We start from the raw sequence: 24,746 nt of genomic DNA, 5'->3' as shown, positions 1-24,746 counted from the left end.
GACGGGGTGGGAGATCATACGGCTCCCGGGCAGGTTGCGCCCCGCACTTGGCACGTGTTCACCCCAAGGGGGTCCCAGTTGCACGGCTCCTGGCGCGCGGAGGCCGCGCGGAGGGTCTTCTTGCGCTGGTTGCCGGACGCACGGGTCGACAGCCCGCGCCGGCCGGCGCACCACCCCGCACCGCATCCACGTGAACCGACCACGAGAGGGCAGCGTCATGACGAACGAGCTCACCCGCAGCGAGCGCATCGAGTACGGCAAGCGCCAGGACGCCGCCTACCAGGAGGGCGAGGACGCCGTCGCCCGCCTGGCGGCGGCACTGGTGCGCGCCGGAGTCGCCCTTCCGTCGCTGCGCAACGACGGCCCCGTGGGCGGCCACGGCTTCGTCCACCTCGGGGGGTGCAACGCAGCCCTCGCGGACCGGCTCGCCGAGGTCATCGCCGCGGGCGCCCGGGCGTTGGAGGAACGGTCCCGGTAGGACGGCCCCGGCCCGGCGATCCGGTGCCGCGGTCGCGGTACGGCGATCCGGTACGGCGATCCGGTGCGGTGGTCGCGGTACGGCGGTCCGGTGCCGCGGTCGTGGTACGGCGATCCGGTGGCGGTACGGCGGTCCCGGTGCGGTCTCAGGTCGTGGCGCGGACCCGGGCCCGGTCCCCCCGGGGGCCGAAGACGTGGAGGATCTCCACGCTCCGGTCGCCGCTCGGACCGAACCAGTGCGGTTCGGCGGTGTCGAACTCGGCGACCTCGCCCGGGCCGAGCCTCAGCTCGCGCTCCCCCAGGACGAGCGTCAGTTCCCCGGCGAGGACGAAGAGCCACTCGTAGCCGGCGTGGGTGACGAGCTTGCGGGGGCCGGGGGCGATCACCTGCTTGAACACCTGGAGGCGGCCCGGGTACTGCGTCAGGGGCACCAGGACGCTGCCGTTCCTGCGGTGCCGCACCGGGGTCAGGTGCACCCGCGGGTCGCCGGTGGCCGGGGTGGCGATGAGCTGGTCGAGCGCGATGCGGTGCGCCCGCGCGAGGGGTACGAGGAGTTCGAGGGTCGGGCGCCTCTTGCCCGACTCCAGCCGCGACAGGCTGCTGACCGAGATGCCGGTCTGCGCCGCGAGGGCTTCGAGGGTCAGGCCGCGGTCGCGGCGCAGCGAGCGCAGCCGAGGCCCGATGGCGGCGAGCATCCGCTCCATTTCAGGGTCCATTCCCCCAGTCTGCGGGGCATCGGGGCGGGCTCCTCGCCGCCGGCCGCTGCCCGGGGCACGGAACGCCGGTTTTTTGCGGTCCTCGCAAATTTCCTCCCCCCTCCGGTCCCGCCGGCCCGACGTTGGTCTCCCCCGGCCTGCGAGGACACGGTTCCCCGGCGGGCCGCGAAGGCGCCACGAGGCGTCGCGAAGCACCACTGAGGAGGATCCGTGGACGTGACATCAGGCGGGCCCGGCCGCTGGAAGGTTCTGGCCATCTGCTGCCTGAGCCTGTTCGTGGTCGGACTGGACACGACCGTCGTGAACGTCGCGCTGCCGTCGATCGGCGCGGGGCTGGGCGTCGGGACCCGCGGCCTGGAGTGGACCGTCGACGCGTACACCCTGGTGCTGGCCAGCCTGCTGATCTCGTCCGGTGCCCTGGCCGACCGCATCGGTCGCCGGCGCGTGTTCCGGCTCGGGCTGGTCGTCTTCGGTGCCGCCTCCGCGGCCTGCGCCCTCGCGCCGGACGTCGGTGTGCTGGTCGCCGCCCGCGTGTTGCAGGGCGTCGGCGGCTCGATGCTCAGCCCGGTGGCGCTGGCGATCGTGGTCAACGTGATCACCGAACCGAGGGAACGGGCGCGGGCGATCGGCATCTGGGCGGCGGTCTTCGGCGTCAGCATGGCCGCCGGGCCGCTCGCGGGGGGGGCACTGGTCTCCGCCTTCGGATGGCGGTCGGTCTTCTGGATCAACCTGCCGGTCGTCCTGCTGGCCCTGGCGCTGACCGTGCGGTACGTCCCGGAGTCCCGCGCGGAACGGCCGCGTCGGCTCGACGGCCCGGGGCAGCTGCTGCTGACGGTGGTGGTCGGCGGAGCGGTCGCGGTCCTGATCGAGGGACCGCACCTGGGGTGGGGTTCGCCCGCGGCGGTCGCCGGGTACGTCCTGGTCGCCGCCGCGGCAGGGGCGTTCGGCTGGGTGGAGTCGCGGCGGGCCGAGCCGCTGATGGACCCGCGGCTGCTGCGCAGGCCGCCGTTCCTCGCCGCGGTCGCCGGTGCGGTCGTGGTGTTCCTGGCCCTCAGCGCGACCCTGCTCCTGACCACCCTGTACCTCCAGCAGGCCCGCGGCACGACCCCGGTGGCCGCGGGACTCGTCACGCTCCCGATGGCCGTCGCGGCCACCGTGTGCGCGCCGGTTTCCGGGATGCTCGTCGGGCGCTACGGGGCCCGCCCGCCGCTGCTGCTCGCCGGGGGGTTCGTCACGGCCGGCGGCCTCTGCCTCGTGGGCATCGGCGACCACACCGACATCCGGCTGCTGTCGGTGGCCCTGCTGCTCGTCGGCACCGGGTTCGGCTTCGCGAACGCGCCGATCACGCACGTCGCCGTCAGCGCCCTGCCGCCCGAGCGGGCCGGGGTCGCCGGGGGGATCACGTCGACCGCCCGGCAGGTCGGCTCGGCCCTCGGCATCGCCCTCGCCGGCGGCCTCCTGGTGGACGCCCCGCCCGCTGGACTCGCCCTCGCGTCGCGCCCCGGCTGGCTGCTGGTCGCCGGCTGCGGTCTGGTCGTGCTCCTCACGGCCCTCGCGGCACGTCCCGCCGGCGCGTCACCGGCCGGCCGGACGGGCGGCGGCAGCAGCGGCGGCAGCGGGCGGACGCGGGCAGCGGTGAAGGCGGGCCGGCAGGGGAACGGGTAGGTCCGCAGCTGCCTACAGGATTATTCCATTTGCCTAAAGGTATGAGGCAGGTCCACCATGGCTGTCGTAGAAGGGGAGGACGGCCATGGTGCGCGTGGGGCTGACGGCGGAACGCCTGACCCGGGCGGGAGCGGAACTCGCGGACGAGGTCGGCTTCGACCAGGTGACCGTGTCGGCGCTCGCCCGGCGCTTCGACGTCAAGGCGGCGAGCCTGTACTCGCACGTACGCAACTCCCGTGACCTGAAAGCGCGGATCGCCCTGCTCGCCCTGGAGGAACTGGCCGACCGGGTCTCCGCGGCGCTGGCGGGGCGGGCGGGCAAGGACGCCCTGACCGCCCTCGCGAACGTGTACCGCGACTACGCCCGGGAGCACCCGGGCCGATACGCCGCGGCCCAGCTGAGGCTGACCCCGGAGGAAGCGGCCGCCGGCGCGGGAGGCAGGCACGCCGGGATGATGCGGGCGGTCCTGCGCGGCTACGACCTGACGGAACCGGACCGGACCCATGCCGTCCGGCTCCTCGGCAGCGTCTTCCACGGCTACGTCGGCCTGGAGTCGGGCGGAAGCTTCAGCCACAGCGCCCCCGACTCGGAGGAGTCCTGGTCGAGGGTGCTGGACGCCCTCGACGCCCTGCTGCGGAACTGGCCCGCGCAGCCCTGACCACGGCCCCTGGCCACGCCGCACCCTCCCGCACGCCGCACCGCCCCGCATGCCCCACCGCCGGACGCCACGGAGCCGCCCTGCACGGCCCGGCAGGCCCGCACCCGAGCCGGCGCACTCCGAACGACCACCCTGACCGACAGGCTGGAACCATGAGCACCGCACCCCGGTGGATCACCACACCCATCACCCCGGACCTCCTGCGCGGCGCCCTCGACCTGGAGCGCACCGCCCACGGCCTGCTGCCGCACCGGCTGCCCGCCCGGGCCCGCGCCCAGTGCACCGACGGCCTGCTGGCCATGGCGGAGGCCCAGCCGTCCGGCGTACGCCTGGCGCTGCGCACCCGCGCCACCGTCATCGAGCTGGACGCCCTGCGCACCAGGCGGGTGTACGCGGGCGCGCCGCCACGCCCGGACGGGGTCTACGACCTCGTCGTCGACGGCCGTCCGGCCGGGCAGGCGAGGGTGGACGGCGGCAACGTGCTGACGGTGGACCTGGCCACCGGTTCGGCCCGGACCCGCTCCGGCCCCGTCGGCACGGCCCGGTTCCCGGCACTCCCCGACCGTCTCAAGGACGTCGAGATCTGGCTGCCGTACAACGAGATGACCGAGCTGGTCGCCCTGCGGACGGATGCCCCGGTCGAGCCCCTGCCGGACCGCGGCCGACCCAGCTGGGTGCACCACGGCAGCTCGATCAGCCACGGCTCCGACGCCGCGGGACCCAGCACGACCTGGCCCGCGGTGGCCGGTGCCCTGGGCGGTGCGGAACTGACCAACCTCGGCCTGGGCGGCAGCGCCCTGCTCGACCCCTTCACGGCCCGGGCGCTGCGCGACACCCCCGCCGACCTGATCAGCGTGAAGATCGGCATCAACCTCGTCAACACCGACCTGATGCGGCTGCGCGCCTTCGGCCCGGCGGTCCACGGCTTCCTCGACACCGTCCGCGAGGGCCATCCCACCACGCCGCTCCTGGTCGTCTCGCCCATCCTCTGCCCCATCCACGAGGACACGCCCGGTCCCAGCGCGCCGGACCTCGACGAGCTGGCCGCGGGCAGGATCCGCTTCCGGGCCACGGGCGACCCCGCGGAGCGGGCCGCCGGGAAGCTGACCCTGGGCGTCATCCGGGAGGAGCTCGCGCGCATCGTCCGTCTGCGGGCGGCCGAGGACACGAACCTGCACCACCTGGACGGCCGCGAGCTCTACGGAGACGCGGACCACGCCGAACTGCCGCTGCCCGACCGGCTGCACCCGGACGCCGATGCGCACCGCCGGATGGGCGAACGCTTCGCCGCCCTGGCCTTCGGCTCCGGCGGCCCCTTCGCCACCCGCCGCAGCCCCGTGTGAAGGGGCGCCCGGGCAGGCGGACGGCCGGGCCCCGGCCGGGCCGCCGGGCCGGCCGTCCGGGCCCGACGCGCCGAGGGCGGCCTGCCGCGGGAGGCGTGCGCGGATTGAGTAGCGTTCATGCCGCCCGTTCCCTCAGGGCAGTTCACCAGCGGGGCCCTTCCGTGCGCCCCGATCCGCGGGAGGCCCCGTGTTCCCTCGCCTCGCCCTGGCCGCCGCCGGGGTGGTCCTCGCCCTCGCCGCCGGCGCGTCCGGAACGGCTCCCGCCGCGCAGGCGGTGCCGGGTCCGGCCCCTGCGGCCCGGGTGACCCCGGTCGCCGCGGAGCCGGGCAGCACGACGGTCCTGGCCGGGTACGCGATCCAGTCGTCGGCGAAGGTCTCCGACCCGGCGGCCGTCGTCTCCAGCCCCGGCTATCCGGCGGCCGGCTGGTATCCGGCCGGCCCCCGTTCCACCGTCCTCGCGGCGCTCCTCGCCGCGGGTGTGTACCCCGACCCCTTCTACTCCACCCGTCAGAAGCAGATCCCGGCCGCCGACTTCGACGTGCCGTGGTGGTTCCGTTCCGACTTCACCGTCGCCGACACGACGGCCCGTACGTACCTGGACTTCAGCGGGGTGATCTCCGCCGCCGACGTCTTCGTCAACGGCAGCCGGATCGCCTCCGCGGGCACCGTCGCGGGCGCGTACACCCGGCACGAGCTGGACGTCACCGACCTGGTCCGGGCCGGCGCCAACACGGTCGCCTTCCGGATCCAGCCCAACGACCCGCGCAAGCAGCTGACGATGGGATGGCTGGACTGGATCCAGCCGCCGCCCGACGAGAACATGGGCATCGTCCGGGACGTGACGGTGCGCCGGGGCGGTCCGGTCGCCCTGCGCGATGCCCACGTGGTGACCGCCCTGGCCGTGCCGTCGATGGCCTCGGCCGACCTGACCGTCAAGGCGCAGGTGCGCAACGACTCGGCCGGCACCGTCACCGCCACGGTGTCCGGCACCGCGGGTCCGGCCGCCGTCAGCCGGGAGGTCTCTCTCGCCCCGCACGAGACGAAGACGGTGGTCTTCTCCCCCGCCGACCATCCCGGCCTGCGGCTGGGCTCCCCGCGGGTGTGGTGGCCCGCCTCGATGGGCGGGCAGCCCCTGTACGGACTCGACCTCACCGCGACGGTGGACGGCGCGCCCTCCGACACCGCGCACGCGTCGTTCGGCATCCGCGACGTCCGGGCTCCGCTGAACGCGGACGGCGACCGGCAGTACCGGATCAACGGACGCCCGCTGCTGATCAAGGGCGCGGGCTGGTCCCCCGATGCGTTCCTGCGCTGGGACCGCACCTACGTCGAGGACCGGCTGAAGTACGCCCTCGACCTGGGCCTGAACACCCTGCGGCTGGAAGGGCACATCGAGCCGGACGAGTTCTTCGACCTGGCCGACCGGTACGGGATCCTCACCCTTCCCGGCTGGGAGTGCTGCGACAAGTGGGAGGGCGAAGTCAACGGCAGCGAGGCCGGGGAGAGGTGGGAGGCCCGCGACTACCCCGTCGCCCGGGCGTCCATGGCCGCCGAAGCCGCCCGGCTGCGCCACCACCCCAGTGTGATCTCCTTCCTGATCGGCAGTGACTTCGCACCGGACGAGGAGATCGAGCGGGGGTACCTCGACGCGCTGGAGGCCGCAGACTGGACGGCCCCGGTGGTGCCCGCGGCCTCCGACGCCTCGGCGCCGGTCACCGGGAGGTCGGGGATGAAGATGACCGGCCCCTACGACTGGGTCCCGCCCGGCTACTGGTACGCGAAGCGGGAGGGCGGCGCCACCGGCTTCAACTCCGAGACCAGTGCGGGCCCGGACGTGCCGACCCTCGACACGCTGCGCCGCATGCTGTCCCCCGCCGAGCTGGAGACCCTCTGGAAGGACCCGTCCGCGCCCCAGTACCACCGCTCCCCCTCGGCCACGTTCGCCACGCTGAAGCTGTACAACGCGGCGCTGGAGGGCCGTTACGGCGCGCCCACCGGCCTCGAGGACTACGTGCGCAAGGCGCAGCTGGCCCAGTACGAGAACGTGCGCGCGCAGTTCGAGGCGTACGGGCGCAATGCCAAGGACGCCTCGAAGCCGTCGACGGGTGTCATCTACTGGATGTTCAACAGCGGCTGGACCTCGCTGCAGTGGCAGCTGGTGGACCGCTACCTCGATCAGGGCGGCGCCTACTTCGGTGCGAAGAAGGCGAACGAGCCGCTGCACATCCAGTACGCCTACGACGACCGCTCGGTGGCGGTCGTCAACAACCGGCCCGCGGCGGTCTCCGGCCTGTCGGCGCGGGTGACGCTCTTCACCCCCGACGGCACGCCGGAGTACGACCGTACGGTGACCGGGCTGAGCGTCGGGGGCGACGGCGCGAACAGCACCGTACTGACGGTCCCCCGGTCGGTCGCGGGGCTGTCCACCACCTATCTGGCCCGGCTGCTGCTGACGGACGGCTCGGGGCGGGAGGTGAGCCGGAACGTCTACTGGCTCTCCACCGAGGAGGACGTGCTCGACTGGGCGGGAACCGACTGGTACTACACCCCCACCACCTCCTACGCCGACCTCAGCGGGCTGACCACGATGGGGCGGGCGACGGTCACCTCGGCCGCCTCGACGACGCAGGACGGCGCGGGGACGTCCACGACGACGGTGACCCTGCGGCACGGGGGCGGCGGCACCGCTCCGGCGCTGCTGACCGACGTCCACCTGGTGGGGGCGGGGGACGAACCGGTGCTGCCCGTCCGGTGGAGCGACAACCAGGTCAGCCTCTGGCCGGGTGAGTCGGTGACGCTGACGGCGGCCTACCGGACCGCCGGCCTGCGCGGTTCCGCGCCGCGGCTGCGGATCTCCGGCTGGAACACGCCGACGGTCACGCGGCCGGCCGACGGCTCCCGATCATCGGCGGGCTGAGGCGGGCGAAGCCCTCCTGGCGTTCGTACGGGAAGTACGGGTACGGCGCCGGCCGGTGGCTCGCCGCGTCGAGGCGGGCGGTCTGCTCGGGCGACAGGGTCCAGCCGACGGCGCCCAGGTTCTGGCGCAGTTGGGCCTCGTTGCGCGCACCGACGATGACGGAGGACACCGTGGGCCGCGCCAGCAGCCAGTTGATGGCCACCTGGGGGACGGTCCGGCCCGTCTCGCGGGCCACCTCGTCCAGGGCGTCGACCACGTCGTAGAGGTAGGCGTCCTCCACCGGCGGGCCGAAGTCCGCGGTCCGGTGCAGGCGGCTCCCCGGCGGCAGCGGGCGGCCGCGGCGCAGCTTGCCGGTCAGGCGTCCCCAGCCCAGGGGGCTCCAGACGACGGCGCCGACGCCCTGGTCCCGGCCGAGGGGCATCAGCTCCCATTCGTAGTCGCGGCCGATGAGGGAGTAGTAGACCTGGTGGGCGGCGTAGCGGGGGAAGCCGAGCTTCTCGGAGGCCGAGAGGGACTTCATCAGCTGCCAGCCCGCGAAGTTGGAGACGCCGACGTGGCGGATCTTCCCGGACCGCACCAGCTCGTCGAGCGTGGACAGCACCTCTTCGACGGGCGTGGCGGCGTCGAAGGCGTGCAGCTGGAAGAGGTCTATGTAGTCGGTGCCGAGCCGGCGCAGGGCGTCCTCGGTCGCCCTGATCAGGCGGGACCCGGAGGTTCCGGCGTCGCCGGGGCCGTCGCCCATGGGCAGACCGGCCTTGGTGGAGATCAGGACCTGGTCCCGCCGGCCCTTGACCGCCTGGCCCAGCACCTCTTCCGAGGCGCCCGCCGAGTACACGTCGGCGGTGTCGAACATGGTGATGCCGGCCTCGATGCAGATGTCCACCAGCCGGCGCGCCTCCTGCGCGTCGGTGGTGCCCCATGCGCCGAAGAGCGGCCCTTGGCCGCCGAACGTTCCGGCTCCGAAACTCAGGGCGGGGACGGTGAGACCCGAGGTACCGAGCTGCCTGTAATCCATGATGCATCCCTCCGGCAAACGTAATGGGACGGTAGACCCGTTAAGATGGCCCCAACGTAGCAGGAGATCGCCCCTAATGGAACCGGAGACCCGTTATGACGCCGAGTGATGCCGTCGAGCCGGGCACCGTTCGCCCCGGGGGCCGTACGGCCCGGGTCCGGGCCGCGGTGCTTCAGGCCGCCGGGGACGTGCTCGCCGAGTGCGGGTACGACCGGCTCGACCTCACGGAGGTCGCCCGCCGTGCCGACGTGGGCAAGACGACGGTGTACCGCCGCTGGGGCACGGTGGCAGGCCTGGTCGCGGACCTGCTGACGGACATGGCCGAGCAGTCCTCGCCGCGCACCGACACGGGCTCGCTCCTCGGCGACCTGCTGGCCAACGCCGACCTCGTACGGCGGACCCTGACCGACCCCCGCCAGGGGGCGCTGTTCCGGGCCGTGATCGCCGCGGCCACCGGCGACGAGCGGACGGCCGAGGCCCTGCACCGCTTCTACGAGGTCCGCGTCGCCGCCTGGGCCCCGTGCGTGCAACAGGCCGTGGAGCGGGGCGAAGTGCCGGAGGGCACCGACGCCGCCGAGGTGGTCCGCGCCGTCTCGGCGCCCCTGTACTACCGGCTGCTGACCTCCGGCGCCCCGCTCGACGAGGCAGCGGCGCAGCGGGCGGCGCGGGCGGCGGTCGCCGCGGCCCGCGCGGGGGTCTTCGCCTGAGCGGACCGGCGCCCCGGGCCTGTGGTGCCCCCCTGCCCGGCCCGTCAGCCGCCCAGTGACGCCATCAGCTCCGGCGCGTAGCGGTCGCCCGAGGCCACTCCGTGCGGGGCGACGGAGTCGATGGCGGCCAGGTCGGCGTCGGTGAGCGTGACGCCGGTTGCCGCGACGTTCTCCTCCAGGTAGCGGCGGCGCTTGGTGCCCGGGATGGGCACCGCCCCCTGGCGCAGGGTCCAGGCCAGGGCCAGCTGCGAGGGCGTGACGTCCTTCTCGGCGGCGAGGCGGCGCACCTGGTCGACGACGGCGAGGTTGCGGTGGAAGTTCTCCCCCTGGAAGCGGGGGTCGGTGCGGCGGAAGTCGTCCGCGGCGAAGTCGTCCGGGCTGGTGACGGCTCCGGAGAGGAAGCCGCGGCCGAGCGGGGAGTACGCGACGAGCCCGATGCCGAGCCGCCGCAGGGTGTCCAGCACCCCGTCGTGCTCGATGCCGCGCTCGAAGAGGCTGTACTCGGTCTGCACGGCGGCGAGCGGATGCACCGCGTGGGCGCGCTCGACGGTGGCGGGCGCGACCTCGCACAGACCGATGTGGCGGACCTTGCCGGCCTCGACCAGCTCGGCCATGGCGCCGACGCTCTCCTCGACGGGGACGGCCGGGTCGATGCGGTGCAGGTAGTAGAGGTCGATGTGGTCGGTGCCCAGGTGGCGCAGGGAGCGGTCGGCCGAACGGCGGATGTACTCCGGGGTCGCGTTGTGGCCGCGGAAGCCGCCCTCATCGGTGAACTCGACGCCGGTCTTGGTGGCGACCACTGCGGCGTCACGGCGGCCGGCCAGCGCCTTGCCGAGGAGCTGCTCGTTGCGGAACGGCCCGTAGCCCTCGGCGGTGTCGAGGAGGGTGACGCCCAGCTCCAGGGCGCGGTCGATCGTGGCGAGCGACTCGGTCTCGTCGGTGGCCCCGTAGTGGGCACTCATGCCCATCAGGCCCAGCCCCTCGGCTCCGACCTTCAGCCCCTGGCGGCCCAGTGCGCGGATCTCCATTGTGCTCTCCTCATAAGTAACTAACTGGATAGATAGATCATGCACCACGCGGGGCGAGGATGTCAATAACTGGATAGTTACTTGCTAGGCTGCCCGCCATGGCAAGGGATTCGAGTGCGACCAAGGCCCGCCTGCTCGACGCGGCCTTCGCCGAGTTCGCGGCGTACGGCATCGCCGGGGCGCGGGTGGACCGCGTCGCGGATGCGGCCCAGGCGAACAAGCGGCTGATCTACGTCTACTACGGCAACAAGGAGCAGCTCTTCGACGCGGTGCTCCAGCGGGCGCTGGAGACGGGCTCGGAATCCGTGCCGTTCGACGCCGGCGATCTGGCCGGCTACGCCGGCGCCGTCTTCGACCACCTCGTCGAGCGGCCGTCGCTGATGCGGCTGGTGCTGTGGAAGCAGCTGGAGCGTCCGGGTTCCACGGACGCGGAGGCCGCCTCCTACGCGGGCAAGGTGGAGGCGGTACGGCAGGCGCAGGAATCGGGCCGGATCGACGCCGGGATGGACGCCGTCGACGTACTGACGCTGGTCGTGGGCCTGTCGCAGGCGTGGTTCGGCGCCGTGGGCGGCCCCGCCGCGGGCGGCACCGGCACCGGCTGGACCCCCGAACTGCTGGCCCGGCACCGGGCGGCGGTGGTCGAGTCCGTCCGCCGGATCACCGCCCCGCACCGGCGCTAGAGGGTGACGCTCCCTGATGCGGCCGGATCAGGGGGCGTCACCGGAGGCCGCGAGGCGCTGATCGGCAGGCCCCCCGCTGCGTGCTCGGTGCGGGAGGCGGGCCGCCGGCAGGGCCGGGCCGCGGCGGAGCCGGCGGAAGCAGGCGGCCGGCTCCGGGGTGGAGCCGCCGGGCGACCTGGTGGTGCGTCCGGGCCCGCCGAGGTGGTACGCCGGGAGGATCGCCCCCGCCTCGGCATCGGCCTGGTCCTCCGCTCCGCCACCTCCAGTACGGCGCTCCGCATCCAGCGGCCCGGCGCGTCGGCGGAACCCGGCAAGTGCCTGGACGTGAGGGGTTCCGAGACCGCCACGGCACACCCGTCCAGATCCACTCCTGCAACGGCACCAACGCGCAGGCCTGGAAGCCGGAGGCCGACGGCGCCGTCCGGGCCCCGGGCAACTGCCTGGACGTGCAGTACGGCAGGACCGGGAAGGCTCCCCTCCGGCGGTACGGGCCGTGGGCCCCCCGCCCGGGTTTCCGGGGTGGGGGGTCCGGCCGCTCCGGCGGAAATCCCCGGGCTGCGGGCCGGAGGTGCTCGCTACCATCGCCCGGTGCACCCCGAACCCCTCTCCTGGTCCCCGTATCCGAAGATCCCGTCCCGCACCAGGCTGGCCGAGGCCCGCGGGCGGGAGTGGGTCGCCCACGAGAAGGTCCACGGTGCGAACTTCGCGGTGGTGTGCGACGCCTCGGGCGCCCATCCCGCCAAGCGGCGCGAGCTGCTCGGGGAGGGCGGACTGGACGCCTTCTTCGGCGTCGGCCGGATCTGGCCCGCCCTGGCGGTCGCGGCGACCCGCTGCGCCCGGCTGCTGCGGGAGCGGTGCGGGGCGCGGGCCTCGGCGGTCGTGACCGTCTACGGCGAACTCGCGGGCGGCCGCTACCCCCACCCCGACGTCCCGCCGGTCCCGGGGGCGGAGCCCGTGCAGACCGGTGTCTGGTACGCCCCGGACCTGCTCTGGCTGCCCTTCGACGCCACCGTCACCGACGGGGACGGCGAGTGCTGGGTCGCGGACCGGACGCTGCGCGAAGCGGCCGGCGCGGCCGGTCTGCTCTGTGCGCCGCTGGTGGCCGCGGGCCCGGTCGCGCGGCTGCAGGAACTGCCGGTGCTCTTCCCCACCCGGCTGCCCGGGCTGCTGGGCCTGCCCGCGCTCGCGGGGAACCACGCGGAGGGCCTGGTGGTCAAGCCCGCCGGAGAGTTCCGGGGGCCCGCGCGGCCCCTGGCCAAGTACAAGCAGCCCGGCTTCGCCGAGGACGGGCGCTTCGACGGCGCACGCCCCTACCGGGCGCCCGCCGAGGGCGTGGCCGGTGTCCCCGGCTGGCTGCTCGCCCACGGCACCGCCCTGCTCACCCCGGCGCGGGCCGCGTCGGCCGTGAGCAAACTGGGTCCCCGGACCCCTGCGCAGGAGCTGGCGGCCGAGATCGCCCGGGACGCCGCCGAGGAGGCGGCGGACCTGCTGGGCGGTTTGGACGGGGGCGCTCGGCGTGCGCTGGAGGACTCGCTGCGGGCCGGGGCGCTGTCGCTGGCCCGCTTCGACGCGGCCGACCGCGCCTGAGACCGCCGGTCCGGCCCGGGTGGCGCGATCTTTCCTGGGGCGTGGTCAGCCGTCATGCTGGCGGGGAAGGGCACCACTACGACCAACGGAGTGCGCATGGCGGCGAACGGGTCCACCAGGGTCGAAGTCAGGCCGGTGGCCGGGCACATCGGTGCCGAGATCACCGGGCCCGACCTGGCCGGGGAGCTGGACGACGCGGTGGTCGCCGAGATCCGGGCCGCCGTGCTGCGCTGGAAGGTGGTGTTCTTCCGGGAGCAGAAGCTCGACCACGACTCCCACGTGGCCTTCGCGCGCAGGTTCGGAGAGCCGGTGGTGCTCAGGTCCCGCGGCAGCGCATCACCGCCCGGGGTCCCCGAGGTGGAGACGACGGCCGACCGGCTGGAACTCGGCGGACGGTTCGGCATGGACCACGCCGAGTGGCTGCGCCGTCGGCGCCACACGCTCCTGCGGGGCTGGCACTGCGACCACGGTGCCCGCATCGATCCGCCCGCCGCGACGATCCTGCGTGCCGAGACGGTACCGGCCTACGGCGGCGACACGACCTGGTCCAACCTGGCGGCCGCCTACGCCGGGCTCTCCGCGCCCATGCGGCGGTTCGTCGACGGCCTGCGTGCCGAGCACCGGCTGGGCGTCGGCTACCAGGCCCGGCCGGGGGACGATGCGTACGTCCGTCATCTGCTGGACCATCAGACCGCCTCGGAACACCCGCTGGTACGCGTGCACCCGGAAACGGGCGAGCGGGTGCTGTTCGTCAACGGCTATTACGTCGAACAGATCACGGGCCTGTCCCGCGCGGAGAGCGGTCCGGTCCTGGAGCTGCTGCTGGAGCAGGCCACGCGGCCCGAGTACACCGTGCGGTTCCGGTGGGAACCGGGCAGCGTGGCCTTCTGGGACAACCGCGCCACGATCCATCTCGCCCCGTCCGACACCGCCCACCTGGACGCGCCGCGGGTCATGCACCGGGTGATGCTCGCCGGGGACGTGCCGGTGGGCGTGGACGGGGAGTCCTCGGTTCCGGTCGTGGGGACCGAGCCGGGTCGCTGGTGAACCTCCGGGGCGGCCGGACGGCAGCGGCAAGATCATCGGCCAGAGTCTTGTTGTTTGGCTGAAACCAGTGCAATGCTGTGCCTGCGGTGACCTTCTCCCCTCCCCCGTGGAGAGGTCAACGGCCCCGCCCGACACCCCCGTAGGGCGGGGTCGACCGCGCGGGCCTTCCTCGGGAAGGCCCCGCACACTGCTGCCGTCCGATGGCCGAGAATCGCCGTACGCGGGGCAGGTTGCCTCCTCGCCTCGAGTCCGCGCGCCGGCGATGCCCGGACTCAGACGGTGGTGGACAGGATGGTGCTCCCGTACCCGGCCGCACCCGCCTCCCCCGGATCCGCCGGCCCGTCCTCGCGTGCCGCGGGCCCGGTGCTGCCGGCGACGATCAGAGCCAGTAGGACCGCGGCCGCCTCGCTCTGCAGGATCCGGGCGGCCTGCTTCAGGCGGCCCGGATCGGGGACGGGGATGGACAGCGCCACGCATTCCGCGTTCGGCCCCGCGGTGATCGGAACCGCCGCGCACACCGTGCCGATGGCGTACTCCTGGAGGTCGAGGAGCGGGGCGTTCGGCTGGCGGGCGTCGAGCTGGTGGAAGAGGGCCTCCTGGCCGGTGAGGGTGTGGGAGGTGAACCGGGTCATCCGGTGGCGGTCCAGGTGGTCCTTGCGGTCGTCGTGCCCGAGCTGGGCCAGCAGCGCCTTGCCGACCGCGGAGGCGTGCGCGGCGGCACGGAAGTCCACCCACTCGTCCACCACCGGGGCGGCGGGACCGTCGGCGTACTGGGTGATGGAGACCTCGCCGTCGGTGTAGCGGGCCACGTAGACGGCGGCGCCGACCGCGTCCCGGACCCAGGCGAGCGTTTCCCGCAGGTGGCCGCGCCCCTCTCCGCTGACCGCGTCGCCCAGCATCAGGGCATGGCCGGAGGCGTAGGCATCGGGTCCGACGGCGCTGGCGAGGTCGGCCCGAAGCAGTTGCTCCACGGCCCGCAGCAGCACCAGTTGGGGCAGCTTCGTCTCGCGGGCGATCTGCGTCAGGCTCACGCCGCCCGAGTAGCGGTTGATCACCTCCAGGATGCGCAGGGCCTGGTGCACCGATTCCAGCGGGGCCGGTGCGGGCCCTGCGGCGGGAGCGCTCCGGGCGGCACGCGTCAGCTGCGGCTGCCGCAGTGCCTCGCGGGCCCACAGGTTCGACTCGTGCGTCAGGTGCAGGGGGTTGAGCCGTGCGTGCTGGGCGACCGCGACGGCGACCTGCGGTCCGGGGGTGAACACGTCCCCCAGGTCGGGGTGTCCCTTCCGCGGCCGTGCCGTGACGGCCTGGCGCAGCCGCAGGGGGAGCCGGTACGGGGGCCGGCCGGACCGGGTGGCGAGGGTGGTGAGGTCCTGCGTGGTGATGGGCGGGGAGGTCCAGATGACCGAAGCGGTGAGGGCGTCCTCCAGGTCCTCCGGGATCTGCGGCAGGGGCGGCAGGTGTCCGTCGGGCGGCAGGATGTGGGCCTCGTCCTTCCAGTGCCGGGCGGTGCCGACCTCGGCCCGGGCGAGGTGGTGGAGGTAGAGGCACTGCGCGGCGGTCCGCGAGCCCGCCCCGGCCGCGTACTGGAACCAGAACCGCGCCCCCTCCGTCCGGTCGGTCAGGTGGAGGAGACAGCCGAACAGGAGGGCCGATTCGGCGCCGTGGGGCCAGCAGTCGGCGCTCAGGGCCAGCTCGGCGAAGTCCCGGCTCTCCACCAGGGACCAGGTGAGGTCGTCCAGGCCGCGCGCCGCCCGCACGTGGCAGGCGGCGTCCAGCACCAGGTCGTCCCACGCCGCCGGCGCGGCCGCCCCCCGTCCCGCCGCGGCCGCGCCGCCGGTGACGGCGGTGCCCCGGGCGGAGCGTGCGCGGTCGGCGACGATCCGGCGGGCGATCCGCCGACGGGCCGCGCCCTCGTCGTAGCCGGCGTACTCCTCGGCGAGCACCATCGCGTCCGCCAGGGCCGCGTCCAGTCCGGCCAGCGTCATGTCCCGCTCTCGGGGCAGGTCGCTCACTGGTCCTTCTCCTCTCCGGGGATCCAGTCCACCCCGAGCTTGCGGGACAGGGTTCGGCGCGCGCCGCGGATGTGCGAGCGGACCGTCGCGGGGGAGATCCCCATCATCCGGGCGACCGTGTCGGAGTCGTTGCCCAGCAGGAAGACCAGCAGCACCACGTCGTACTGCCGCTCGGACAGTTCGGCGATCGCTGCGTACAGGCCGAGTTTCGACTCCAGGAGCTCCAGCCGCTCCCGTGACGAGCGGCGCAGGGCGGCGAACCAGGCCGTCTCGACCATGGCCACCGGGCGGCCGAGGACCGCGAGCCTGCGCTCGATGTGCTCGCGCAGCACGGCCCAGGCGAAGCCGTGCAGGCTCGCCTCCTTCAGCGCCTGGCCCCACACCTTCAGCAGGAAGGTGAACACGTCGTCGACGACCTCTTCGGCGTCCTTGCCGTTGCCCAGCTGCAGGTGCGCGTAGCGCAGATAGACGCGGTGCTGCTGGGAGTGGAACGCCGCGAACTCCACCGGCAGGACACCGGCCAGTTCGCTGGAGACCGCCTGGTCCCCCGACGGATCGAACTCGCCTTCGCTCATACGCTCCCCCACAGCTGCTCCTCTGCGCCCACCCGGGCCGTGGGTACCTCGGGACGGCGGGCCCGGCGCCTGGGCGCCCTGATCGCGTCGCTCGCGGAATCACGGACTGCGGTGGCGTCTATCGGCGCGAGGGTGACAGTCTCGGCAACGTTCACGTCGGCGCGAACCTCTCAAGTGGCGTGTGGGTGGGCGGCCTGCCTTCCCCCGCTCCGGCAGCCGCGGGGGCGACGAGCGCCCCCTGAACACCACCCCATCGAAAAACACGCCCGATCGTGCAAGCCGGTCCCCGGAAACCTCTGAAAGAAGCGCATTCCCTTCCCCGCGCGCCCCCGCCCACCGTCCGCACGCTCCCCGGGCCCGGCCGGCCGGCCGGAGATCACCCGGGTGCCCGGCACGGGCTCCGCGGCCCGGGCCACCCCGCTCCGCATAGTCGTGGCAGGCCCGCCCGGTCAGCGGAGACGGGCCCCGACGGAAGGAGTGACCGTGGTGGACGCAGGACGCCGCGCCGCGCTGGCGGCCCTCGTGGTCGCGGGGCTCGCCCCCCACGCGGGTGCCGCAGCGGCCCCCCGGCGCACGGGCCGGCCCGGCGGGCCCGTTCCCGGGCCGGCCCCGTCGGGGCGGGAACAGGCCGGGCCGCGCCCGCCGGACGTGCTCCTGGGCAGTGAGATCCGCAGGCTGCCCACGGCCCGGAGGGTGGTGGCGCTCACCTTCAACGCCGCCTGGGACGAGAGCGGGACCGACACCGTCCTCGGCGAGCTGCGGCGGCGCAAGCTGCCCGCCACCTTCTTTCCGACCGGGGCGTTCGCCGATGCCCGTCCCGCGGCCGTGCGCGCCATGGCCGCCGCCCACGGCCTGGGCAACCACTCGTACAGCCACCCCTACTTCGACGACCTCAGCACGCCGGAGCGGGCGCAGGAGGTGCGCCGTGCCGACGAGGCGATCCGCAAGGCCTCGGGGGCGGAGCCGCTGCCGTTCTTCCGCTTCCCGTACAGCGCCACCAGCGCAGCGTCCGTCGCCGACGTCAACGCGCTCGGGTTCGCGGCGATCGAGTTCACCGCCGACACCAACGGCTACCTCGGCCCGGCGCGCGGCATGACGGTGGACCGGGCGGTCCAGCGGGCCGTCGACGCACTGGTCCCCGGGGCGATCATCCAGATGCACGTCGGCAGCACCGGGGACGGCGTGGTCCTGGACGCCGAGGCCCTCCCCCGCATCATCGACGCGGCCGAGGCCGACGGCTACGAGATCATCGACCTGCGGGAGTTCCTGACCGCCGGTCCCGCCTGACCGCCGCCGCTCACTCCTCGGGCGGGCCCTCGGCCGCGGCGGGGTCGAGGATGCGGTTGAGGAAGTTCCTGGTCCGTTCGTGGCGGGGAGCGCCCACCACCTGCGCCGCGGGCCCCTGTTCGACGATCACGCCGCCGTCCATGAAGACGACCCGGTCCGCGACCTCGCGGGCGAAGCTCATCTCGTGCGTGACGACCATCATCGTCATGCCCTCGCCCGCCAGCACCCGCATCACCGACAGCACCTCCCCGACGAGTTCGGGGTCGAGCGCCGAAGTGGGCTCGTCGAAGAGCATGACCTCCGGGCCCATCGACAGGGCCCGGGCGATCGCCACCCGCTGCTGCTGGCCCCCGGACAGCTGCGCCGGGTAGGCGTCGGCCTTGTCGGCGAGGCCGACGCGCTGGAGGTTCTCCCGGGCGACGGCGGCGGCCCGCGCCTTGTTCCTGCGGAGCACGCGGCGCTGCGGCAGGGTGAGGTTCTCGGTGACGCTCACGTGCGGGAACAGGTTGAACTGCTGGAAGACCATGCCGATGCGGCGGCGCACCGCGTCGATGTCGACGTCGAGGTCGGTGACCTCCGTGCCGCCGACGAAGACCTGCCCCTCCTCCGGTTCCTCCAGGAGGTTCACGCAGCGCAGCAGGGTGGACTTGCCGGAGCCGGAGGGCCCGATGACGCACACCACCTCGCCGCGGGCGATCTCCAGGTCGATGCCGCGCAGTACGTGGTTGTCCCCGAAGGACTTGTGCAGCCCGCGGACCTCGATCTCCGGGCCGTCTCCGGCCGTCGTGTCCAGCGGTCCCGTCTTCTGTGGCATGTCTTCCTCACGTGGCCTTGTCCGCGCGGGCCTCGAGCCGGCGCACCACGAAGCTCAGGGGCACGGTCACGAGGAGGTAGCACAGGCCCGCGACCAGGATCGGGGTGGAGTTGGCCGTCTGGCTGGCGAGGTCGCGGCCGAACTTCGTCAGTTCCCGCTCGTCCAGGGTCACCCCGAGGAACAGCACCAGCGAGGAGTCCTTGAAGAGCAGGACCAGTTCGTTGGTGAGCGGCGGGATGACGATGCGGAAGGCCTGCGGGATGATCACCGACACCATGGCGCGGCCGTGCGAGAAGCCCAGCGAACGGGCCGCCTCCATCTGTCCCTTGGGCACCGCCTGGATGCCGGCCCGGATGGTCTCGGCCATGTAGGCGGCGGCGACCAGGCCGAGGCCGAGGGCGACCTTGCCGTAGATGCCGCCGGGGATCTCGGTGCCGGGGAACGCGAGGGGTACCGCCACGCCCACGAAAATGAAGATCAGCAGGGCGGGCAGGCCGCGGAACAGCTCGATGTAGACGCTCGCGACCCACCGGTAGGGGCCCACCGACGACAGCCGCATCATGGCGATGACCAGCCCGAGCACCAGGCCGAAGAGGAACCCGGACAGGGTGTACACCACCGTGTTGCGCAGGGCGATGGTGATGATGTCCGGGAAGAGCCGGGCGGCCAGGTCCGTCTGGGCGAACTGGTTCTGCAGCCGGTCCCAGTCGGCGGAGACGCCGACCAGGACCAGCACGGCCACGAAGACCGCGTACTGGACGCCCTGCCAGACGCGGCGCCGCTGGCGCCGCGTCAGCCGGGAGGTCACGAGGTGGCCTGGGGCAGCGGGCCGATCCACTGCTCGTACAGCTTCTTGTAGGTACCGTCGGCCTTGGCGTTCGTGATCGCCTTGTCCACGGCGGCGAGCAGGGCCGTGTTGCCCTTCTTCACGGAGAAGCCGTACTGCTCACCGGTGGCGATGTTCTCGCCGAGGACGAACTCGGCTTCGTTCTTCTTGTCCTTGAGCCAGCCCTGGACGACCGGGTAGTCGATGATCACGGCATCGACCTGGCCGGTGCGCAGCCCGTTGAGCACCGCGTCGGAACTCTCGAAGGCGACCGGGTCGAAGCCCTGGCTCTTCGCGTAGGACTCGCCGGTGGTCTCGGCCTGGGCGCCCAGCTTCTTCCCCTTGGCCTTGACGTCGGCGAGCGAGGTCACGCCGCTCTTCCTGGTGGCGAGGAGTGCCTGCGTGGCGTCGAAGTAGGGCACGGAGAAGTCGACGTTCTTCTTGCGTTCGTCGGTGATGGTCATTCCGGCCGCGGCGAGGTCGCACTCGCCGGAGTTCAGGAAGGCGCCGGTCTTGAAGTTCTCGAAGGGGGTGTCGAGGATCTTCTGCTCGACCTTGAGCTCCTCGGCGACCAGGTCGACCAGGGCCACGTCGAATCCGACGACCTTGCCGTCCTGCTCGAACTGGAACGGCGGGTACGGCAGATGGGTGCACGTGGTCAGCTTGCCCTTCTCGACGACGGGCACGCCCCCGGCCGCTTCGCCCGGCCCGTCGCCGCCCGAGGAACAGCCCCCGGCGAGGAACGCCCCCGCGGCGACGCCCGCCACGGCGCGGATGCGCAGGCCGGCGCGGCGGGTGCGGTGACTGCGGTGTCCTTCGGCCGTCCAGAACACGGTTGACCTCCACGGGTGCGGGGCGGGCGGCGGTCGCAGGACGAGACCGTCCGTCGAGATCGTAAGCCCCGCGGCCGCGCGGAGAGTGACCATTCTTCATGCGTTCGTGAAGGAATGGAGCGGAATCCGACCCCGGATGCGGCCGGGTGTTACCGGGCGGCTTGAATGAGGCGGTGCGGCCCGGGGACCGGGCGCCGGGCGATGGACCTGCCGGCCCTCACCCGGCACCCGAGGCGGAGCGCCCCATGACCGGGGCCGCGCCGGCCTGGGCGCGGGCTGTCGCCGGGGGCGGTTGTCTCCGCCAGGAACCTGATCGCGTACGACCGTGGGGGATGGAATGGCCTTGCACCGACCGGGACTACCGCAGGACCTGCCGGCGCCCGAGATCCTCTGGGCCCGGTGGAGCACGATCGCCGTGCTGGAGGCGACGGCCGCGTCGGAGCGGGTCCGCCCGGGCCACCGCACCGGCTGCTGGATCGACGAGGGCGGACTGCACCTCGACGACTGCGGCTGCACGTGGTGGACGCTGGCCCCGCTGGACGACGACCGGTTCGTCCTCTTCGGTGAGGACGAGTCGAGCGAGGTCAAGTGGTACGAGCCGCCCGTCGACGTGCTCGCAGGGGCTCCCGGGTGGCTTCCCCACGAGGAGCTGCGCGATCTGCTCGCCGGGAACGAGCTGGGGTGCGTGTACTGGTACGAGAACGGCGCCTGGTCCCGCGCCCCGTACCCCGCGGACCTGGGCGACGACGGACTGGACTGCGGGTTGAGCCGCTTCGTCGAGGAGGACGAGCTGCTGCGGCTGATGGCCGACCATGCGCGGCCGGCGGACCGCCGCGCGGAACTGCTGCGGCACGCCGAGCGGTACGAGCTGACGCCGGAGCTGTTCGAGGGCCTCGTCCGCGGCTGCGGCGGCGACCCGGAGGACCTGCCGGCCATGCTGCGGGCCCTGGCCCGCTCGGGGCTGTCCGGCGGGCGGCCCGTCCCCGCCCGCTGAGGCCGTCCGCGTACGGCCCGCCCCGGCCCGTGCTGCATCCGGAGGGAGTCCGGGATCCCGCCGCCCGGCTGGCCGCCGTTCCCCCGGTGGCGCGGGAGGGTGGGTGCACGGAGGCCGCCGGGGGCCCGGGGCGGGGGGAGGGGCGCGGAGTTCGTGCTGGAGCGCGTGGCGGTGATGCCGCACGAGACCACGTTCCGCCCCGGTCGGCCCAGGGACATCGGCCGGGCTCCTAGAGGTCGATCCAGTAGCGCCGCTTCGGCCCGATCAGGGTGTCGCGGACGTCCTCCAGTACGCCTCCGTTGCGTTCGATCGTGCGGACCGAGGCGGTGTTGTCCGGGTCGCAGGTCAGCAGCACCCGGTCCATCCCGAGCACCCGCGCCTCGTGGAGGACGCCGGTCAGGGCCCAGGTGGCCAGCCCGCGGCGGCGCGCCGAGGGGCGCACGCTGTAGCCGATGTGCCCTCCGGCGTCGAGCAGGAAGCCGTTGAGGTAGTGCCGCAGGTCGATGGCGCCGAGGTAGGTGTCACCCTCGGTGATCCACCAGTACGAGGCGTGGACGCGGCCCTGCTCGACGGGGACCGTACGGTCCCCGTACCCGCGCAGCCGTTCCACCCAGGCCGCGAAGCCCTCGGCCGTGTCCACGTCGTCCTCGGAGCCGAGTCCGCCGCCGTCGAGGTGGGCGTCGGGTCCCGCTTCCTCCTGCGCGGAGAGCCAGGAGGCGTGGAGGCGCGGGGTGGGCGTGATCAGCTCGGGCATGCCCAGGACGATAACAGGCTGATAGTCCGACTCGTCCGGCCGCCCGACGCCGCTCGGGGCTGCCGGGGGTTTGACAGCTCCCCACCCTCAGACCATGATTCCACTAGTTCTCTAGTGGAATCATGGAAAAGGGGGAAGCCGTGCGAGACACGACCAGTTCCGACGCGGCCGGTGACCGGTGGGCCCTGGAGGCCACCGGGGCGGGGAAGAAGTACCGCCGGGGGTGGGCCTTGCGGAATTGCTCGTTCCGGATTCCCGCCGGCCGCGTCGCCGCGCTGGTGGGGCCCAACGGCGCGGGCAAGAGCACCCTGCTCGGCCTGGCCACCGGGCTCCTCCAGCCGTCGGCGGGCGGGATGAGGATCTTCGGCACCCCCGTCGGCGCGTCCGGAGCGATGACCGACTGGGCCTACCTGGCACAGGGCAAGCCGCTGTTCAAGCGGTTCACGGTGGCCCAGACGCTGAGGCTGGGCCAGGAACTCAACCCCGCCTGGGACCAGGCGCTGGCCGAGCGGATCGTACGGTCCGGCCGGCTGCCGCTGGAGGCGCGGGTCGGCGACCTGTCGGCCGGCCAGCGCACCCGCGTCGCCTTCGCCCTCGCCTTCGGCAAACGGCCCCGGCTGCTCCTGCTGGACGAGCCGATGGCCGATCTCGATCCCCTCGCCCGGGACGAGATGAGCTCCCTGCTCATGGCCGAGGCCGCCGAGCACGGGACCACCGTACTGATGTCCTCCCACCTGCTCAGCGAGGTCGAGGACATGTGCGACTACCTGCTCGTGCTCGCCGACGGCCGGGTCCGCATGGCCGGCGAGGCCGACGAACTCGTCCCCATGCACACCCTCGTCACCGGGGTGACCACGGAACAAGGGCTGCCCGCCTCCCTGCACGCCCACACCGTGATCGAAGTCCACACCTCCGGACGGCAGTTCACCGCCATGGTCCGGCGCCAGGGCCCGCTGGACGAGGCCTGGCAGCAGGCCGAGCCGAGCATGGAAGAAGTGCTGCTCGCCTACCTCCGCTCCCCCGGGGCCCCCGCGCTCCTGTCCCCCACCGCCGCCCCCGACCACCGAGAGGAGGCCGCGGCATGACCACCGCGACCCGCACCGCCACCAGCCGGAGCGCCGCGCCCGCCGGCCCTCGCCGGATCCGCGGTCTCGCCTGGCTGCTGACCCGCCAGCACCGCACCGCCCTGGTCGTCTGCGCCGCCACGACCGTCCTCGGCGCGGCCTGGATCGTCTACCAGCGCGGCGCCATGCTGGACACCCTGCACGCCGCCGGCTGGCCCCGTACGCCCGTCCTCTCCGTCGACCCCGCCGTGCGGGACCGGATCGCCGACGACCTCGGGTCCACCGGGAGCCAGCTGGCGTTCCTGCCGCTGCTGCTCGGGGTGTTCTTCGGGGCCCCGCTGCTCGCCTCCGACCAGGAGCACGGCACCGCGCACCTCGTCACCACCCAGTCCGTGCCCCGCCGCCGCTGGCTGCTGGGCAAGCTGGGCTTCGCCCTGACCCTGGTGACGGCGACGACGGGCACCCTCAGCCTCCTCCACGCCTGGTGGCTCCGCTCCGTCCGGCCGTTCGCGCCGGCGGACTGGCTGACCGGTACGGAGTTCGACACCACCGGCCCGATGCTGGTCGCGGCGGCCGTGTTCACCACCTCGCTCGGCATCACGATCGGCGCGCTGGCCCGCCGGGCCGTGGCCGCCATGACCGTCACCTTCCTGTCCTGCGCCGTCCTGCTCTTCGCGGCCGGCCTCTTCCGGGACCGGCTCGACGCCCCGCGGCGCCTCGCCTTCCCGCTCGACGGACCCGAGCCCGCCGCGCTCCAGGGCGTCCTGGAGGTCGACCAGTGGCTCGGCACCGCCTCCGGAAAGCTCTACGGGTGGAGCACCTGCGTCCACGACGCCTCGCCGGAGGCCTGCCGGGCTTCGCTCGGCATCGTCGACACGGTCCGCGACTACTACGTCCACGAGCAGATGGCGGGCATGCAGGCGACCGCGGCCGCGGTGTTCCTGGCCCTCGCCGCCGCCCTCCTGTGCTTCCTGGTCCTGCGCATGCGACGCGGCACCCTCTAGGCCCTGTCGTCGAAGTGGCGCCGGTCAGGTCCGCGGCGTCCGGCGCCGTGCATCGCAAGGCGGAGGGGCGCCCGCGTACTGGACGTACTCGGGTGCCCCGACAACGCGGCGAGGTGCGGTGCCGGGCGCCGTGGGCCAGGCGCCCCTTTGACGACAGGGCCTAGGGCGGCCGGACACCCCGGAACACCCCCTACGCTGAACGGCACCACGAGAGATCAAGGAGGGGGGCACCGTGGTCGTGTTCCGGATCGAACGGCGCAGCGGTCTACCCGCCTACCTCCAGATCGTCCACCAGGTGGAGCAGGCGCTCCGCATGGGGGCGCTCGTCGAGGGCGACAAGCTGCCCACCGCGGCGCAGGTCGCCGCCGCAACGAAGGTCAACCCGAACACCACCCTCAAGGCGTACCGCGAGCTGGAACGGTCCGGTCTGGTGGAGGTGCGGCAGGGTGCGGGCTCTTTCATCACCCGCACCCTGGCCACCCCGCAGACCGCCCCGGAATCTCCCCTGCGGACCCGGCTCGGCGCGTGGATGCTGGAGGCGCGCGAGCAGGGTCTGACCGCCCGCGAGGTCACCACCTTGTTCGACGCCGCCCTCGGCGAGGCCTTCCCCGAGACCTCATCGCTGCCCGCACACACGCCCGCGGGCTGACCGGGACCGCTCGCCGGAGCCGGACACCGACGCGCCGGGCCGGACGGCGGCGCCGGGCCCGAAAGGCGGGCTTCGCTGCCGTCCGGATAATGGG

General features: G+C 73.6%; 22 protein-coding genes and 1 pseudogene. 14 read left to right on the top strand and 9 right to left on the bottom strand.

Going from position 1 to position 24,746, the window contains the following annotated elements:
- Positions 1-217 precede the first annotated feature (217 nt).
- Positions 218-478 (top strand): hypothetical protein, encoded by a 261-nt coding sequence (locus ACFWUZ_RS19545; protein WP_384373972.1) that lies wholly within the window; start codon positions 218-220, stop codon positions 476-478.
- Between the two features lie 145 nt (positions 479-623).
- On the opposite strand, the gene ACFWUZ_RS19540 is transcribed toward ACFWUZ_RS19545, so the two are convergent.
- Positions 624-1,193, bottom strand: coding sequence for a helix-turn-helix domain-containing protein (locus ACFWUZ_RS19540; protein WP_384373969.1), 570 nt, complete (start codon positions 1,191-1,193; stop codon positions 624-626).
- Between the two features lie 210 nt (positions 1,194-1,403).
- Between ACFWUZ_RS19540 and ACFWUZ_RS19535 the strand changes: the two genes are divergently transcribed.
- From ACFWUZ_RS19535 to ACFWUZ_RS19520, 4 genes are all read left to right on the top strand, one after another.
- Positions 1,404-2,858: an MFS transporter gene (locus tag ACFWUZ_RS19535; protein WP_384373966.1), complete on the top strand. Its 1,455-nt coding sequence runs from the start codon at positions 1,404-1,406 to the stop codon at positions 2,856-2,858.
- Between the two features lie 85 nt (positions 2,859-2,943).
- On the top strand, positions 2,944-3,516 hold the full coding sequence (locus tag ACFWUZ_RS19530) for a TetR/AcrR family transcriptional regulator (protein WP_384373963.1): 573 nt from the start codon (positions 2,944-2,946) through the stop codon (positions 3,514-3,516).
- Between the two features lie 152 nt (positions 3,517-3,668).
- Positions 3,669-4,859, top strand: a complete 1,191-nt coding sequence (locus ACFWUZ_RS19525) for a GDSL-type esterase/lipase family protein (RefSeq protein ID WP_384373960.1) — start codon at positions 3,669-3,671, stop codon at positions 4,857-4,859.
- Positions 4,860-5,046: 187 nt separating this feature from the next.
- A complete protein-coding gene (locus ACFWUZ_RS19520) occupies positions 5,047-7,776 on the top strand; it encodes an exo-beta-D-glucosaminidase (protein WP_384373957.1) in 2,730 nt (909 codons plus the stop codon).
- On the opposite strand, the gene ACFWUZ_RS19515 is transcribed toward ACFWUZ_RS19520, so the two are convergent.
- A complete protein-coding gene (locus ACFWUZ_RS19515; protein ID WP_384373954.1) occupies positions 7,736-8,791 on the bottom strand; it encodes an aldo/keto reductase in 1,056 nt (351 codons plus the stop codon). The genes ACFWUZ_RS19520 and ACFWUZ_RS19515 overlap by 41 nt on opposite strands.
- A gap of 95 nt (positions 8,792-8,886) precedes the next feature.
- Between ACFWUZ_RS19515 and ACFWUZ_RS19510 the strand changes: the two genes are divergently transcribed.
- On the top strand, positions 8,887-9,498 hold the full coding sequence (locus tag ACFWUZ_RS19510; RefSeq protein ID WP_384373951.1) for a TetR/AcrR family transcriptional regulator: 612 nt from the start codon (positions 8,887-8,889) through the stop codon (positions 9,496-9,498).
- Positions 9,499-9,542: 44 nt separating this feature from the next.
- Here the strand turns inward: ACFWUZ_RS19510 and ACFWUZ_RS19505 are convergent, their stop codons facing one another.
- A complete protein-coding gene (locus ACFWUZ_RS19505) occupies positions 9,543-10,526 on the bottom strand; it encodes an aldo/keto reductase (RefSeq protein WP_384373948.1) in 984 nt (327 codons plus the stop codon).
- A gap of 98 nt (positions 10,527-10,624) precedes the next feature.
- On the opposite strand from ACFWUZ_RS19505, the gene ACFWUZ_RS19500 reads away from it, so the two are divergent.
- The 3 genes from ACFWUZ_RS19500 to ACFWUZ_RS19490 all read left to right on the top strand — a co-directional run bounded on the left by ACFWUZ_RS19500 (position 10,625) and on the right by ACFWUZ_RS19490 (position 13,840).
- A complete protein-coding gene (locus ACFWUZ_RS19500) occupies positions 10,625-11,206 on the top strand; it encodes a TetR family transcriptional regulator (RefSeq protein WP_384373945.1) in 582 nt (193 codons plus the stop codon).
- A 588-nt stretch (positions 11,207-11,794) separates the two neighbouring features.
- Positions 11,795-12,793, top strand: coding sequence for an RNA ligase family protein (locus tag ACFWUZ_RS19495; protein ID WP_384373942.1), 999 nt, complete (start codon positions 11,795-11,797; stop codon positions 12,791-12,793).
- A 96-nt stretch (positions 12,794-12,889) separates the two neighbouring features.
- Positions 12,890-13,840 (top strand): TauD/TfdA dioxygenase family protein, encoded by a 951-nt coding sequence (locus ACFWUZ_RS19490; RefSeq protein WP_384373939.1) that lies wholly within the window; start codon positions 12,890-12,892, stop codon positions 13,838-13,840.
- Between the two features lie 374 nt (positions 13,841-14,214).
- Here the strand turns inward: ACFWUZ_RS19490 and ACFWUZ_RS19485 are convergent.
- Positions 14,215-14,982: pseudogene (locus ACFWUZ_RS19485) on the bottom strand (IclR family transcriptional regulator); the annotation flags it as partial.
- Positions 14,983-15,848: 866 nt separating this feature from the next.
- The gene (locus tag ACFWUZ_RS19480) at positions 15,849-16,427 is read right to left on the bottom strand and encodes a sigma-70 family RNA polymerase sigma factor (protein ID WP_384373935.1); all 579 of its coding nucleotides are present in this window, start codon (positions 16,425-16,427) and stop codon (positions 15,849-15,851) included.
- A gap of 486 nt (positions 16,428-16,913) precedes the next feature.
- On the opposite strand from ACFWUZ_RS19480, the gene ACFWUZ_RS19475 reads away from it, so the two are divergent.
- Complete coding sequence (locus ACFWUZ_RS19475; protein WP_384373931.1) at positions 16,914-17,714, top strand: polysaccharide deacetylase family protein; 801 nt, start codon at positions 16,914-16,916, stop codon at positions 17,712-17,714.
- A gap of 10 nt (positions 17,715-17,724) precedes the next feature.
- Here the strand turns inward: ACFWUZ_RS19475 and ACFWUZ_RS19470 are convergent, their stop codons facing one another.
- Genes ACFWUZ_RS19470 through ACFWUZ_RS19460 form a run of 3 tightly spaced genes read right to left on the bottom strand, consistent with a single transcriptional unit; the run spans position 17,725 to position 20,187 of the window.
- Positions 17,725-18,528, bottom strand: coding sequence for an amino acid ABC transporter ATP-binding protein (locus ACFWUZ_RS19470; protein WP_384373928.1), 804 nt, complete (start codon positions 18,526-18,528; stop codon positions 17,725-17,727).
- A 7-nt stretch (positions 18,529-18,535) separates the two neighbouring features.
- On the bottom strand, positions 18,536-19,366 hold the full coding sequence (locus ACFWUZ_RS19465) for an amino acid ABC transporter permease (protein ID WP_384373925.1): 831 nt from the start codon (positions 19,364-19,366) through the stop codon (positions 18,536-18,538).
- Complete coding sequence (locus tag ACFWUZ_RS19460; RefSeq protein ID WP_384373922.1) at positions 19,333-20,187, bottom strand: ABC transporter substrate-binding protein; 855 nt, start codon at positions 20,185-20,187, stop codon at positions 19,333-19,335. The genes ACFWUZ_RS19465 and ACFWUZ_RS19460 overlap by 34 nt, the downstream gene beginning before the upstream one ends.
- 337 nt (positions 20,188-20,524) lie before the next feature.
- On the opposite strand from ACFWUZ_RS19460, the gene ACFWUZ_RS19455 reads away from it, so the two are divergent.
- Positions 20,525-21,181 (top strand): hypothetical protein, encoded by a 657-nt coding sequence (locus ACFWUZ_RS19455; RefSeq protein WP_384373919.1) that lies wholly within the window; start codon positions 20,525-20,527, stop codon positions 21,179-21,181.
- A gap of 229 nt (positions 21,182-21,410) precedes the next feature.
- On the opposite strand, the gene ACFWUZ_RS19450 is transcribed toward ACFWUZ_RS19455, so the two are convergent.
- On the bottom strand, positions 21,411-21,935 hold the full coding sequence (locus ACFWUZ_RS19450) for a GNAT family N-acetyltransferase (protein ID WP_384373916.1): 525 nt from the start codon (positions 21,933-21,935) through the stop codon (positions 21,411-21,413).
- A 140-nt stretch (positions 21,936-22,075) separates the two neighbouring features.
- Between ACFWUZ_RS19450 and ACFWUZ_RS19445 the strand changes: the two genes are divergently transcribed.
- The 3 genes from ACFWUZ_RS19445 (at position 22,076) to ACFWUZ_RS19435 (ending at position 24,652) form a co-directional block, all read left to right on the top strand.
- Positions 22,076-23,020: an ATP-binding cassette domain-containing protein gene (locus tag ACFWUZ_RS19445; RefSeq protein WP_384373913.1), complete on the top strand. Its 945-nt coding sequence runs from the start codon at positions 22,076-22,078 to the stop codon at positions 23,018-23,020.
- Positions 23,017-24,003, top strand: coding sequence for an ABC transporter permease (locus tag ACFWUZ_RS19440; protein WP_384373910.1), 987 nt, complete (start codon positions 23,017-23,019; stop codon positions 24,001-24,003). Before ACFWUZ_RS19445 ends, ACFWUZ_RS19440 begins: the two co-directional genes overlap by 4 nt.
- Before the next feature lie 232 nt (positions 24,004-24,235).
- Positions 24,236-24,652: a GntR family transcriptional regulator gene (locus tag ACFWUZ_RS19435; protein ID WP_384373907.1), complete on the top strand. Its 417-nt coding sequence runs from the start codon at positions 24,236-24,238 to the stop codon at positions 24,650-24,652.
- The last annotated feature ends 94 nt before the right edge of the window (positions 24,653-24,746 follow it).

The organism is Streptomyces sp. NPDC058646 (assembly GCF_042716875.1).
Classification (GTDB): Bacteria; Actinomycetota; Actinomycetes; order Streptomycetales; family Streptomycetaceae; genus Streptomyces.
This window is presented reverse-complemented; position numbering and strand designations above follow the sequence as displayed.